This window comes from Streptomyces sp. NPDC045998, assembly GCF_056430285.1.
Map to the genome: position 1 here is coordinate 284,069 of NZ_JBWKLJ010000007.1, position 13,423 is coordinate 297,491.

Below are 13,423 nucleotides of genomic sequence, written 5' to 3' on the forward strand. Positions count from 1 at the left end.
GCATCAGTAGACCTCGTCGCCCTCGTCGGGGACGGTGTGCATGGCGGCTTCCTCGGCGGAGGCCGCGGCACCGGCGATGCCGACGTCGCGGGCGACGACGTCCTTCTCGGTGTCGGGGTGGGCGCCTTCGTCCGGCGCGACGAGCCGGCCGGAGCGCTCGCGCCCCACCTGGTCGTCGTAGGGCTCGCCGTCCCCGCCGGGCAGGTCCCCTATCCCGTTGGACGCGGTGGCGGGGTCCTCCGGCTGCAGCGCCGGATCCGGAACCTCCTCGGCCAGCCGCTGGTCCAGGCTCTCGCGCTCGCGCTGCTCGCGGGCCGTGGTGCCGGTGTGGTCGACGGCCAGCGGCCGCTCGGGCGGGGACCAGCCTTCGTCGTACGGGTCGGCCTCGCGGTCCGACAGGGTGTCCTCGGGGTCGAGGATGCCCGTGTCCTCCCGGTCCTCGGCGACGGGCTGGTAGACCTCGTCCCCCATCGATTCTTCGGTTCCCATGGCGTGGCTCCCCTGTCCTCATCCGGCCTGATCCGTACGTCAGGCGCTACGCCTGATCGCGTATCCAGACTGGAACAGGTCACACCTCCCGGCATTCCGGACGAAGCGGCGCGGCGGGCTGCACGGCGGCGGGCCGGGGCCCGGGGTGGAGGCCCCGGCATGGCGGTGGGGCCGGGGGGCGGCCGGCATGGCGGCGGGCCCGGTGGAAGGATCCGCCGGGCCCGTCGTCGTCGGGCGCCGCCCGCCCGCCGCTGTTCAGCGCTTGAACATGTCCTTGGCCTTCTTGCCCATCTGGCGCAGATCGCCCTTGGTCCGCTCCGAACGCCCCTTCGCGGTCGTCCGCTCGTCGCCGGACGCGCGGCCGAGGGTCTCCCTGACCGCGCCCTTCACCTGCTCGATCTTGCCGGGCGTCTTCTTGTTCCTGGTCACGGTCGCACTCCTCACTACCGAGCCGTCCCCCGACGACAAAACTTGTGCCCGGCGCAAACTCGGACAAACCCGGCGCATCAGGTCCGCTCCGCGTCCTCCCACTCCGCGAAGCCCAGCGACGGCGTGTCCCACCTGAGCATCCGATCGGCCTGCCGGTGGGTGAGCTCGGCCAGTCTCCTCGCCTCCTTGATCACGTCTCCGTGCTCCTCGACCAGCTGGTCGTATATCGGGGAGTCGAGGCGGGAGGGATGGGTGCTCATGAGCGGTTCTCCTGGGACCGGGGACAGGGCAGCGGTGCGGCGGCCGGGGCGTGACCCGGCCGGGCCCCCCGCCGCCTGCCCGGAGTTCCGCGGATCATGCCACCCCGTTCGCTCCGCGGGACGCGGCCTCAGTACACGTGCTCCTGGGTACGGCGTACGCACGCGAGGACGACGTCGCGCAGGCTGCCGGTGCGGCGCAGCAGCTCGCGCTGGACGCGCGCGCCGTTGCCGTGGGCGAGCAGTTCGGCGATGCCCTTGCGGGCGTCGGGCAGGTCACCGTTGACCTCCAGCGCCTCCTCGACGTGGGCGAGCAGCGCGTGCACGACCTGCTCGGCGGGTGCGGGCCGCATGGTCACGGGGTGGAGCAGCTCGCCGTCCACACCGGAGCGGCTCGCCCGCCACGACGCGGCGCGCAGCAGGCTGACGGTGTGGCGGGCCGGGGGCAGGCCCGCGCGCCACTCGTGGGCCGCGGTGTCGACCAGAGCGCGGGCGAGGGTGGCGATCAGCGCGGTGGTGGACGCGTCCAGGCAGACGTCCGGGGCCCTGACCTCGACGGTCGGGTAGGCGCGGGACAGCCGGGCGTCGAAGTAGATCATGCCTTCGTCGTGCAGGACCCCCGTGCCGAGGAGGTCCCGGACCTGCTGGTGGTAGCGGTCGGCGGAGCCGAAGAGCTCGACCGGGCCGGCCGAGGGCCAGCGGCCCCAGACGCGGTTGCGGTAGCTGCTGTACCCGCTGTCGTGGCCCTGCCAGAAGGGCGAGTTGGCGCTCAGCGCCAGCAGCACGTGCAGCCAGGGCCTGATGCGGTCGAGGACGGCGACGCCCTCCTCGTCGGACTCGACCGACACGTGGACGTGGCAACCGCAGGTGAGCTGCTCCTGGGCGGTGAGACCGAAGTTCTTCTGCATCCAGCGGTAGCGCTCGCCCTCGGTGAAGGCGGGCCCGGCGGGCAGCGGCGAGGTCGCCAGGGCCGCGACGGCGCCGCCCGCCCTGGCCGCGTGGCGGGCCGCCTCGGCGCGCCAGCGCTCCACCTCGGCGTGCAGCTCACGCATGCCGGAGCACGGGTGCGTGGCGAACTCCAACTGCTGCCCCTGCAGTTCCTTCTGGAAGGCGTGCTCCCTGCCCTCCCGGCTCTCCTTCGCGGCGAGGGCCAGCACGGCCATGGACAGCGCCCGTGGCTCGCCGCTGTACGGATCCACCAGCAGGAGTTCCTCTTCCACTCCGACAGTGCGCAACGGAAACCACCTTTCCATCGCATCCGGCGGGGACCACGCGGGACGCCCATCATCCCGGGTCCGGGCAGGCCGCGCACCGCCCCCCACCGGGATCTGGCGAGTTCCCGTCGAACCCGGCTTGAACCCGGACCCGGGGGCCTGCTCGGGTCCTGCCCGGATCCTGCCCCGGGCCCTGGCCCGGGCCCTGGCCCCGGTCGGCGCCCATCCGTGGCGAAGCACTGACGCACTGTCACCGTCCCGCTATACGATCGACTCCGAGCGACGTGACCTCGGGGCCCAGGGAGGCGGAATGTACGAGATGGAACTGAGGGTGGATGCCGGACCCTCGGCCTCCGCCGAGCAGATTGACCGTCAGGTCACCTCCCTCCACCAGGACTTGCGCGCGCTCGGGCACTTCCAGGTCCGGCGCAAGCCGGCCCCGGCCCCGGGCGGGTCCATGGCCTCGGCGGGGTACGAGCTCGGGGTCCTGGTCATCAGCGGGGCCTTCTCGGCCGCCGCCGTGAAGGCGGTGAGCAATGTGCTGGTGGCGTACGTCCAGCGTTCCAAGGCGCGCTCCGTCGCGTGGGAGTTCGACGGCCACAAGGGCACCTTCGAGGCGCTGTCCGCCAAGGACCAGGCGGCGCTCGTCGAGGTGGTGGCGGCCCGGATCGCGGCGGGCACGGACGGCACGGGGACGGACGGCACGAGCGCGGCCGGCGCGGGCACGGACGGCACGGGGACGGACCGCACTGGCGCGGACCGCACGGGAAACGGCACGGGGGACGGCGATGGCGGGACGCAGGATCGCGCTGCTGGTCGCGACTGACGGGTACGTCGACCCGGGTCTGAACCAGCTGCGCTCCCCCGCGCGCGGCGCCGGCGAGCTCGAGGCGCTGCTCAGGGACCCGGCGGTGGGCCGCTTCGACTTCGTCCGCACGCTCTCCAACCGCCCCAAGGAGGAGATCGAGGGCGAGATGGAGGCGCTGCTCGCCCACCGCGCCCCCGACGACCTGGTGCTGCTCTACCTCTCCTGCCACGGCGTCCGCAACGACACGGGCCGGCTCTTCTTCGCCACCATCGGCACCGACCTCGGCCGCCCGCACACCACCGCCGTCCGCGCCGACCTCGTCCACCACCTCCTCGACGAGTGCGAGGCCCGTGCCAAGATCGTGCTGCTGGACTGCTGCTACAGCGGCCTCTTCCACCGCGGCACCCCCATGTCGCCCGCCCCCGTCGACGTCGAGTCGGCCCTGGCGGGCCGCGGCACCTTCGTGATCACCGCCTCCACGGCGCTGGAGTACGCGTACGAGGGCGACCAGCTCACCCTCGACAACGCCCGCCCGGGCTCCCGGTTCACGGCGGCGGTCAACGAAGGGCTCGGCACGGGCCTGGCCGACCTGGACCGCGACGGCGTGATCACGCCCGACGAGCTGTACACGTACGTCCACGACGCGGTGGTCAACCAGGGGGGCCCGGAGCAGACGCCCACCAAGTCGGGCCAGTACGAGGGGCACGTGCCGCTCGCGTACGCCCCGGTCATCGACGCCGCGGCGGGGCCTTTCGCCGCCCGCACCGCGAAGGCCGACGAGCTGCTGCTCGGCGCGCTGCTCCCGCCGCCGGTGGACACCCCGGACCGGGGGTTCATCTGCGACTCCTGGGAGGGCGCGTCCCGGCTTCTGGTGCCCATCGGGCGCACCGAGGCCACCTCGGGCGGGGAGCCGATGTTCCTGGACCTGGCCGGGCGGGAGGGCAACGCCGCGGTGGTCGGCAGGCTGGGCAGTGGCAAGACGACCCTGCTGCGCGTGATCGCGATGTCCCTGGCCCTCACCCACACCCCGCACGAGGTGGAGTTCTACCTCCTGGAGGGGGCCGTCAACCGGCTCGGGGTGCTGCGGTCCATGCCGCACGTGCGGATGGTGGCCGCGCCGCACGAGCACAGCGCGGTCGAGCAGGTCCTCTCGGCCGTGCAGGACGCGGTCGCCGCGCGGCGCGCGCTGTTCCGGGACCGGGGCATCGACTCCGTCGAGGAGTTCCGCGAGCTGCGCGCCGCCGGTGAGCTGCCGGACGGCAGCGGCAGCGACATCTTCGTGGTGATCGACGGCTGGCTGGACTTCCACTGGGAGAACCCCGCCTTCGCCGCCACCATCCACCGCCTGGTCAACACCGGGCTGAACTACGGCGTCCACCTCCTGGTCTCCGCCCGCCGGTGGAGCGACTTCGGCTCGGGTCTGCTGGGGCTGCTCGGCACCCGGGTCGAGCTCGCCCTGGAGGATCCCTCCGAGTCGTACGTCGACGCCGGTCTCGCCTCCAGCATCGGCGTGGGCTGGGCGCTGGCCCGGCGCCGGCGCTTCCGCGTGGCCGTGCCCCGGCTGGAGGAGGCGACCAGTACGGCGGAGGCCCGGCGGGCCCTGGCCGACACGACGCTGCGGATGCGCGAGCGCTGGCTCGGCGGCGCCCAAGGGGGCGGCGACCCCACCACACGGCCCGACCCGGTCACCGCCTACGCCGCACTGCTGGGCCTGGAGGGCGGCGCCCGCCCCCGGCGCCGGGCGGAGGAGCGGCTGCGGGTGCCGCTCGGTCTGGACGACAACGGCGGGCCCGTCCACCTCGACCTCAAGGACGCCTCCCAGGGCGGCATGGGCCCGCACGGCCTGTGCGTCGGGGCGACCGGCTCCGGCAAGACGGAGCTGCTGCGGGCCCTGGTGCTGGCGCTCGCCGTCACCCACTCCTCCGAGACGGTCAACCTCCTCCTCGCGGACGCCAAGGACGGCACGGGGTTCGCCGACCTGGCGGACCTGCCGCACGTCTCGGCCGTCGTCAGCGGCCTGGCGGACGACCCCGCCCTCGTGGACCGGCTGCGCGAGGCGCTCACCGGCGAGCTGCACCGCCGCCAGGACCTGCTGCGCGACGCGGGGAACTTCCCGCACCTCGCCGCGTACGAGAAGGCACGCGCCGACGGCGCCCCCCTCGCCCCGCTGCCGTCGCTGGTGCTCGTGGTGGACGAGTTCGGTGACCTGGTCACGAAGCCCGACTTCCTGGACCTGCTGGTGCGGATCGGCCGGCTCGGCCGGTCGCTCGGCATCCACCTGCTGCTCGCCTCGCAGCGCCTGGAGGAGGCCAGGCTCCGCGGCCTCGACCCCTTCCTCTCGTACCGCATCGGCCTGCGCGCCTCCTCGGCGGCCGAGTCGCGCGCCGCGATCGGCGTGGCGGACGCGTACCACCTGCCGAGCGACCCGGGCCTCGGCTACCTGCGGTCCGGCACGAACACGCTCGTCCGCTTCAAGGGGGCGTACGTCTCCGGCGCGGCCGGCCCGTCGAAGGACTCGCTGCTCGACGTCGCCGTACGGCGGCTGCGCGGCCAGGAACCGCCCGCGCACGAGGTGTGGCTGCCGCCGCTGGACACGCCCCCGGTCCTGGCCGACCTGCTGCCGCCCCTGGTCACCGACGCGGAGCGCGGACTGCACCCGCAGCGCACCGCCGACGGCCGCCAGGGGCCGGCGCTCTCCGTCCCCATGGCGCTGCTCGACAAGCCGGAGGAGCAGCGCCGCGAGGTGCGGTACGCGGACTTCGCGAGCGGGACGGGCCACGCGCTCGTGGTCGGCGGGCCGCAGTCCGGGAAGTCGACGCTGCTGCGCACACTGGTCTGCGGGCTCGCCCTCGTCCACACGCCGCGCGAGGTGCAGTTCTACGTCCTCGACTTCGGCGGCGGCTCCCTGCGCCTGCTGGACGGCCTGCCCCACCTGGGCGGCCGGGCGTCCCGGCTCGACGGGGAGCACGTGCGCCGTACGGTCGCCGAGGTCGCCGGCGTCCTCGCCGAGCGCCAGGAGTTCTTCCGCGCCCACGGGATCGGCTCCATGGAGGAGTACCGCGGGACCCGTGGTGCCGGCGAGTGGGCCGAGCACAAGTGGGGCGACGTCTTCCTGGTCATCGACGGCTGGTCGGGCTTCAAGAGCGACTACGAGCAGCTGGAGGACACCATCGTGGACCTGGCCGCGCGCGGCCCCGCCCACGGCGTCCACCTGATGCTCGCGACCCCGCGCTACGCCGACGTACGCCCCGCCCTGCGCGACCGGCTCGGCCCCGCGGTCGAGCTGCGGCTCGCCGATCCCAAGGAGTCGGAGATCGACCGGGGCAAGGCGGAGGCCGTCCCGGTCGGCGTACCCGGCCGCGGCCTGAGTCCCGGCGGGTACCACTTCCTGGCCGCCGTACCGCGCCTGAGCGGGGGCCCGGACGGCCCGGACGCGCCGGCAGAGGCCGCCACCACGCAGCTGGTCACCGCGATCGGGGAGGCCTGGGCGGGCCCGCCGGCGCCGCCGGTGCGGGTGCTGCCGGCGCTGCTGCCGCTGGAGGAGCTGGGGCGGGAGCGGGAGGACGACCCCGGTCGGGAGATCACCATCGGCATAGACGAGGCGAGCCTGTCGACGGTGACCATCGACTTCGAGTCGGACCCGTACCTCCTCGTCGTCGGGGACAGCGAGTTCGGCAAGTCCTCCCTGCTGCGGCTGATCGCCCAGCAGATCACCTCGCGGTACGCGGAGCGGCAGGCGGGCCTGGTCGTCGCCGACTACCGGCGTTCGCTGCTGCACGACCTGCCCGCCGACCGCACGCACTACTGCGCGAGCGGCGCCCAGCTCAAGGAGGCGGTGGCCGAGCTTGCGGCGGTCCTCCGGGAGCGGATGCCGGGCGTGGACGTCACGGCGGAGCAGCTGCGCAACCGCAGCTGGTACACGGGCCCCGACCTCTTCGTCCTGGTGGACAACTACGAGCTGGTCGCCACCGCCTCGGGCAACCCGCTCCACCCGCTGCTGGAGTTCCTGCCGTTCGGCCGGGACCTCGGACTGCGTCTGGTGCTGTGCCGCAGTTCGGTACGGGCCTCACGGGCGATGTACGAGCCGCTCACGCAGGGCGTGCGGGAGCAGGGCGCCCAGGAGATCACGCTCTCCGGCGACCGCCCGGGCCGCTGCACGATGACCGACCGGCGCGGCGCGTCCCGGCGGGTGCAGCTGGCGTACGTGCCTCCGCGGGACGCGGCCGGCCGGGCGGGGGCCTCCGGGGGGCCTTGAGGGGGCTCAGGCGACGGGCTCTCAGGCCACGGAGCCGATGCGGCCCGCCGGGGCGTCGGGGCCGTCGTGGTGGATCGGGGTGTGGGCGCCGGTGAGGGAGACGCCGCTGCCGCCGCGCCGGGCGGCGACGATCTCCGCGCCGATCGACAGGGCCGTCTCCTCGGGCGTACGGGCGCCGAGGTCCAGGCCGATCGGGGAGCGCAGGCGGGCGAGTTCGAGCTCGGTGACGCCGACCTCGCGCAGCCGCTTGTTGCGGTCCTCGTGGGTGCGGCGGGAGCCCATCGCGCCGACGTACGCGACGGGAAGCTTCAGGGCCAGTTCGAGCAGGGGCACGTCGAACTTGGCGTCGTGGGTGAGCACGCACAGCACGGTGCGGCCGTCCACCTCGGTGGACTCCAGGTACGTGTGGGGCCACTCGACGACCACCTCGTCCGCCTCCGGGAAGCGGGCGGGGGTGGCGAAGACGGGGCGGGCGTCGCACACGGTGACGTGGTAGCCGAGGAACTTGCCGACCCGTACCAGCGCCGACGCGAAGTCGATGGCGCCGAAGACGATCATGCGGGGTGCGGGCACGCTGGACTCGACCAGCAGCGTGAGCGGCTGCCCGCAGCGGGAGCCGTCCTCGCCGATGACGAGCGTGCCGGTGCGGCCGGCGTCGAGCATGGCGCGGGCCTCGCCCGCGGCCGTGCGGTCCAGCTCGGGGTGGCCGCCGAGGCGGCCCTCGTACGAGCCGTCCGGGTGGACCAGCAGAGCCGTACCGAGCAGCTCCGCCGGTCCCTCCGTGATCCTGGCGAGGGCCGCCGCCTCCCCTCCGGCGGCGGCCGCCAGCGCGGCGGGGTAGACCCCGCCGCGAACCGGGGTGACGAGGATGTCGATGATGCCGCCGCAGGTCAGGCCGACCGCGAAGGCGTCCTCGTCGCTGTAGCCGAAGCGCTCCAGGACGGTCTCGCCGTCCGCCAGCGCCTGCCGGCACAGTTCGTAGACCGCGCCCTCCACACATCCGCCGGAGACCGAGCCGATCGCGGTGCCCTCGCTGTCGACGGCGAGAGCGGCGCCCGGCTGCCGGGGCGCGCTGCCGCCGACGGCCACCACGGTGGCCACGGCGAAGTCGCGTCCCTGCTCGACCCACCGGGTGAGTTCCTCGGCGATGTCCAGCATGTCGGCCTCCTTCGAGAGAGCTTCTGTGTGGAGGGCCCGGCCTTTTGTCAGTGTCCGGTACCCATGGCGAAGTAGAAGATGAACACTGCCGAGAGCACCCACATCAGGATGCTGGGCTCGCGCCACTTGCCCTGAGCGGCCTTGATGACGCAGTACGCGATGACGCCGGCGCCGACACCCGTGGTGATGGTGTAGGTGAAGGGCATCAGCACGACCGTGAGGAAGACCGGGACGGCGACGGACCAGTCGGTCCAGTCCACGTGCCGGGCGTTCTGCAGCATCATCGCGCCGATGACGACCAGGGCGGCGGAGGCGACCTGGCCGGGCACCAGCTGGGTGAGCGGGGTGAAGAACAGGCACGCGGCGAAGAAGAGACCGGTGACCGAGGCGGACAGGCCCGTACGGGCGCCCTCACCGACGCCGGTGGCGGACTCGATGAAGACCGTCTGGCCGGAGGCACCGGTGCCACCGCCGATGATGCCGCCCGCGCCGTCGATGAACAGCGCCTTGTTGAGGCCCGGCATCTTGCCCTGGGCGTCGGCGAGCTTGGCCTCCTGGCCGACGGCGATGATGGTCGCCATGGCGTCGAAGAAGCCGGCCAGCACCAGGGTGAAGACGATCATGCTGACGGCCGCGTAGCCCAGCTTGTCCCAGCCGCCGAAGCTGACCTGGCCGAAGAGCGAGAAGTCCGGCATGGAGACCGGGCTGCCGTGCAGGATCGGCGCCTTGCCGCCCCACGCCTTCTCATCGATGAGGCCGGTCGCGGTGCCGATGACGGAGATGACCGTGCCGACGACGATGCCGAGCAGGATGGCTCCGGGGATCTTGCGGGCCTGGAGCGCGAAGATCAGCAGGAGCGTGAAGGCGAAGAGCGCGACGGGCCAGCCGGTCAGGGAGCCTCCGACACCGAGGGTGACGGGACCGCCGCCCTCGCCCTTGCCGACGAAGCCGGCGTTGACGAAGCCGATCATCGCGATGAAGAGGCCGATGCCCATCGTGATGCCGTGCTTCAGCGCCAGCGGTATGGCGTTCATGATGACTTCACGGACGCCGGTGACCACCAGCAGACAGATCACGGCGCCGTAGACGACGCACATGCCCATGGCCTGGGGCCAGGTCATTTCGGGGGCGACCTGGGTGGAGATGACGCCCGCGACGCTCAGGCCCGCCGCGAGGGCGAGCGGGACCTTGCCGATGAAACCCATCGCCAGAGTGGTGACCGCTGCTGCGAGGGCGGTGGCCGTGATCAGCGCGGGCTGGCTCAGCTTGTCGCCGAGCGAATCCTCGCCGCCGAGCAGCAGAGGGTTGAGCAGGAGGATGTAGGCCATCGCCATGAAGGTGGTGATGCCGCCGCGCACCTCACGCGCGACCGTGGATCCTCTGTGGGTGATGTGAAAGTACCGGTCGAGCCAAGACCGTCCGGCGGGGACGCGAGAGCCGGAGCCCGCGTCTTCGGCGACGGTCTTCGGCTCCACTGACGACTGGGTCATGGTGCCTACTCCCAAGGTTCAAAGGGGCACCCGCATGCACAGGGGCATAAAGCTGCGGGATTTGGGATGGTGCGTTGGCTGCACGACCCGGGGGACGGCCCGAGACGAACGGGGTTCTGCGTGGGGGGTACTTCGTCGGTGGGGGGGTCGGGGGATGGGTGGGGGGTGAAGCGTGGGGGGAACCGCGAGCGGTGCGGTTGCTACTCCGGGCGGTGCGGGCTGGGAAGTGTGACGTTCCTGGGAGGCACACACCGCCCGGAGGGCTTGCGGGGCCCCGGGGCCTTGCGGCCCCGAGGGCCTACAGGGTGCCGGTGAGGTGCTCGGGGCGGACCGGCGTCTTGTTCAGCTCCAGGCCCGTCGCGTTCCGGATCGCCGCGAGGACGGCCGGGGTGGACGACAGGGTCGGGGCCTCGCCGATACCGCGCAGACCGTAGGGCGCGTGGTCGTCGGCGAGTTCGAGCACGTCGACGGGGATGGTCGGGGTGTCGAGGATGGTGGGGATCAGGTAGTCCGTGAAGGAGGGGTTCTTCACCTTCGCGGTCTTCGGGTCGACGATGATCTCCTCCATGACCGCCACGCCCAGGCCCTGGGTGGTACCACCCTGGATCTGGCCGACGACGGACAGCGGGTTGAGGGCCTTGCCGACGTCCTGGGCGCAGGCCAGCTCGATGACCTTGACCAGGCCCAGCTCGGTGTCCACCTCCACGACCGCGCGGTGCGCGGCGAAGGAGTACTGGACGTGGCCGTTGCCCTGGCCCGTGCGCAGGTCGAAGGCCTCGGTCGGGCGGTGACGCCACTCGGCCTCGATCTCGACGACCTCGTCCTCCAGGACGTCCACCAGGTCGGCGAGGACCTCGCCGCCGTCGGTGACGACCTTGCCCGCTTCCAGCACCAGCTCGGCGGTGGCCCACGCGGGGTGGTACGTGCCGAACTTGCGGCGGCCGATCTCCAGCACCTTCTCGCGGACGAGCTCGCAGGAGTTCTTCACCGCGCCGCCGGTCATGTACGTCTGGCGGGAGGCGGAGGTGGAGCCGGCGGAGCCGACCTGGGTGTCGGCCGGGTTGATCGTCACCTGGGTGACGCCCAGCTCCGTGCGGGCGATCTGGGCGTGGACGGTGATGCCGCCCTGGCCGACCTCCGCCATCGCGGTGTGGACGGTCGCGACGGCCTCGCCGTTGATGACCTCCATGCGCACCTTGGCGGTGGAGTAGTCGTCGAAGCCCTCGGAGAAGCCGACGTTCTTGATGCCGACCGCGTAGCCGACGCCGCGGACGACGCCTTCGCCGTGCGTGGTGTTCGACAGACCGCCGGGCAGCGCGCGGACGTCGGCGCCCGCGGTGGTCTCCCACTGGCGCTCCGGCGGCAGCGGACGGGCCTTGATGCGGCGCAGGAGCTCGGCGACCGGGGCCGGGGAGTCGACCGGCTGGCCGGTCGGCATGAGCGTGCCCTGCTCCATGGCGTTGAGCTGGCGGAACTCCACCGGGTCCATGCCCAGCTTCGCCGCGAGCTTGTCCATCTGGGCTTCGTACGCGAAGCACGCCTGGACCGCGCCGAAGCCGCGCATGGCGCCGCAGGGCGGGTTGTTCGTGTAGAGCGCGATGGCCTCGATGTCGACGTCGTCGATGACGTACGGGCCGACGGAGAGCGAGGAGGCGTTGCCCACGACGGCCGGGGAGGCGGAGGCGTAGGCGCCGCCGTCCAGCACGATCTTGCACTTCATGTGCGTGAGCTTGCCGTCCTTGGTGGCGCCGTGCTCGTAGTAGAGCTTCGCCGGGTGCCGGTGGACGTGGCCGAAGAACGACTCGAACCGGTTGTAGACGATCTTCACCGGCTTGCCCGTGCGGAGCGCCAGCAGGCAGGCGTGGATCTGCATCGACAGGTCCTCGCGACCGCCGAACGCGCCGCCGACGCCGGAGAGCGTCATGCGGACCTTCTCCTCGGGCAGGCCGAGGACCGGGGCGATCTGGCGGAGGTCCGAGTGCAGCCACTGGGTGGCGACGTACAGGTCGACACCGCCGTCCTCCGCGGGCACGGCGAGACCGGACTCGGGGCCGAGGAAGGCCTGGTCCTGCATGCCGAAGGTGTACTCGCCCTCGACGATCACGTCGGCGCGCTTGCGCGCCTCCTCCACGTTGCCGCGGATGATCGGCTGGCGGTGCACGATGTTCGGGTGCGGTACGTGCCCGGCGTGGTGGTCGTCCCGGCCCGGGTGCAGCAGCGGGGCGTCCGGCGCGAGCGCGGAGGCCTCGTCGGTGACGACGGGCAGCTCCTTGTACTCGACCTTGATCTTCGCGGCGGCGCGGCGGGCCGTCTCCGGGTGGTCGGCGGCCACGAGGGCCACCGGCTCACCGTGGTGGCGCACCCGGCCGTGGGCGAGGACGGGGGTGTCCTCGATCTCCAGGCCGTAGTTCTTCACCTCGGTGGGCAGGTCGTCGTAGGTCAAGACGGCGTAGACGCCGGCCTGCGCGAGGGCCTCGGAGGTGTCGATGGAGACGATCTCGGCGTGCGCCACGGGCGAACGGAGGATCTGGCCCCAGAGCATGTCCTCGTGCCACATGTCCGAGGAGTAGGCGAACTCGCCGGTGACCTTGAGGGTGCCGTCGGGGCGGAGCGTCGACTCGCCGATACCGCCCTTGGTCTGGGCGCCCTGGGTGACCTTGGTGGGAGTGCCCGCCGGGGCGGACGCGACTCGGGTGTTCTGAGCCATCAGACTGCCTCTCCCTGACGAGCGGCCGCCAGGCGGACCGCGTCGAGGATCTTCTCGTAACCGGTGCAGCGGCAGAGGTTGCCGGAGAGCGCCTCGCGGATGTCCTCGTCGGACGGCGACGGGTTGCGCTCCAGCATCTCGTCAGCCGCGACCAGCAGACCCGGGGTGCAGAAGCCGCACTGGACGGCGCCCGCGTCGATGAAGGCCTGCTGGATCGGGGAGAGCTCGCCGCCCTCGCCGGTCTGGGAGTCGGTGCCCTTGGCGGACCACTGCTGGGCGGCCTGGAGGGGGGTGCCCTCCTTGCCGTCGGCGGAGGCGGAGCCGCACGCGCCGGTGCCGCACGCGCCGCTGTGCTCGGCACGCTGCTTGGCGTAGTCGGCGAGGCCCTCGACGGTGACGACCTCGCGGCCCTCGACCTGGCCGGCGGCGACCAGGCACGAACACACCGGGACGCCGTCGAGGCGGACCGTACAGGAGCCGCACTCGCCCTGCTCGCAGGCGTTCTTGGAGCCGGGCAGACCCAGGCGCTCACGCAGGACGTACAGGAGGGACTCGCCCTCCCAGACGTCGTCGGCTTCCTGCGGACGTCCGTTGACCGTGAAATTGACGCGCATGG

General features: G+C 72.7%; 9 protein-coding genes and 2 pseudogenes. 3 read left to right on the forward strand and 8 right to left on the reverse strand.

The window, feature by feature from the left end; all coding sequences use genetic code 11:
* Positions 1-3: 3 nt before the first annotated feature.
* From AC07FJ_RS22320 to AC07FJ_RS22335, 4 genes are all read right to left on the reverse strand, one after another.
* Positions 4-489 carry a DUF5709 domain-containing protein gene (locus AC07FJ_RS22320; RefSeq protein ID WP_361429613.1) on the reverse strand — a complete coding sequence of 162 codons (486 nt, stop codon included), beginning with the start codon at positions 487-489 and terminating at the stop codon, positions 4-6.
* Between the two features lie 255 nt (positions 490-744).
* Positions 745-918, reverse strand: a complete 174-nt coding sequence (locus AC07FJ_RS22325) for a CsbD family protein (RefSeq protein ID WP_479051097.1) — start codon at positions 916-918, stop codon at positions 745-747.
* A gap of 77 nt (positions 919-995) precedes the next feature.
* Positions 996-1,178 (reverse strand): hypothetical protein, encoded by a 183-nt coding sequence (locus AC07FJ_RS22330; RefSeq protein ID WP_479051098.1) that lies wholly within the window; start codon positions 1,176-1,178, stop codon positions 996-998.
* A 128-nt stretch (positions 1,179-1,306) separates the two neighbouring features.
* Positions 1,307-2,410 carry a glutamate--cysteine ligase 2 gene (locus AC07FJ_RS22335; protein ID WP_479051099.1) on the reverse strand — a complete coding sequence of 368 codons (1,104 nt, stop codon included), beginning with the start codon at positions 2,408-2,410 and terminating at the stop codon, positions 1,307-1,309.
* Between the two features lie 289 nt (positions 2,411-2,699).
* Between AC07FJ_RS22335 and AC07FJ_RS22340 the strand changes: the two genes are divergently transcribed.
* The 3 genes and pseudogenes from AC07FJ_RS22340 to eccCb form a co-directional block, all read left to right on the forward strand.
* Complete coding sequence (locus tag AC07FJ_RS22340) at positions 2,700-3,215, forward strand: hypothetical protein (protein ID WP_479051100.1); 516 nt, start codon at positions 2,700-2,702, stop codon at positions 3,213-3,215.
* Positions 3,178-5,439, forward strand: a pseudogene (locus AC07FJ_RS22345) (caspase, EACC1-associated type); the annotation flags it as partial. The gene AC07FJ_RS22340 and the pseudogene AC07FJ_RS22345, both read left to right, overlap by 38 nt.
* 336 nt (positions 5,440-5,775) lie before the next feature.
* Positions 5,776-7,452, forward strand: a pseudogene (eccCb, locus tag AC07FJ_RS22350) (type VII secretion protein EccCb); the annotation flags it as partial.
* A gap of 21 nt (positions 7,453-7,473) precedes the next feature.
* Here the strand turns inward: eccCb and AC07FJ_RS22355 are convergent.
* From AC07FJ_RS22355 to AC07FJ_RS22370, 4 genes are all read right to left on the reverse strand, one after another.
* Complete coding sequence (locus AC07FJ_RS22355) at positions 7,474-8,610, reverse strand: XdhC family protein (RefSeq protein ID WP_361429625.1); 1,137 nt, start codon at positions 8,608-8,610, stop codon at positions 7,474-7,476.
* Between the two features lie 47 nt (positions 8,611-8,657).
* Positions 8,658-10,100 (reverse strand): NCS2 family permease, encoded by a 1,443-nt coding sequence (locus tag AC07FJ_RS22360; RefSeq protein ID WP_479051101.1) that lies wholly within the window; start codon positions 10,098-10,100, stop codon positions 8,658-8,660.
* Between the two features lie 298 nt (positions 10,101-10,398).
* Positions 10,399-12,807, reverse strand: a complete 2,409-nt coding sequence (gene pucD, locus AC07FJ_RS22365) for a xanthine dehydrogenase subunit D (RefSeq protein WP_479051102.1) — start codon at positions 12,805-12,807, stop codon at positions 10,399-10,401.
* Positions 12,807-13,421 carry a (2Fe-2S)-binding protein gene (locus AC07FJ_RS22370; protein WP_361429631.1) on the reverse strand — a complete coding sequence of 205 codons (615 nt, stop codon included), beginning with the start codon at positions 13,419-13,421 and terminating at the stop codon, positions 12,807-12,809. The genes pucD and AC07FJ_RS22370 overlap by 1 nt, the downstream gene beginning before the upstream one ends.
* Positions 13,422-13,423 lie beyond the last annotated feature (2 nt).

Excerpts from the sequence above, each read along its gene's own strand:
- AC07FJ_RS22320 (WP_361429613.1), bottom strand. The coding sequence starts at position 489 with ATGGGAACCGAAGAATCGATGGGGGACGAGGTCTACCAGCCCGTCGCC.
- AC07FJ_RS22330 (WP_479051098.1), bottom strand. The coding sequence starts at position 1,178 with ATGAGCACCCATCCCTCCCGCCTCGACTCCCCGATATACGACCAGCTG.
- AC07FJ_RS22340 (WP_479051100.1), top strand. The coding sequence starts at position 2,700 with ATGTACGAGATGGAACTGAGGGTGGATGCCGGACCCTCGGCCTCCGCC.
- AC07FJ_RS22355 (WP_361429625.1), bottom strand. The coding sequence starts at position 8,610 with ATGCTGGACATCGCCGAGGAACTCACCCGGTGGGTCGAGCAGGGACGC.
- AC07FJ_RS22360 (WP_479051101.1), bottom strand. The coding sequence starts at position 10,100 with ATGACCCAGTCGTCAGTGGAGCCGAAGACCGTCGCCGAAGACGCGGGC.
- pucD (WP_479051102.1), bottom strand. The coding sequence starts at position 12,807 with ATGGCTCAGAACACCCGAGTCGCGTCCGCCCCGGCGGGCACTCCCACC.
- AC07FJ_RS22370 (WP_361429631.1), bottom strand. The coding sequence starts at position 13,421 with ATGCGCGTCAATTTCACGGTCAACGGACGTCCGCAGGAAGCCGACGAC.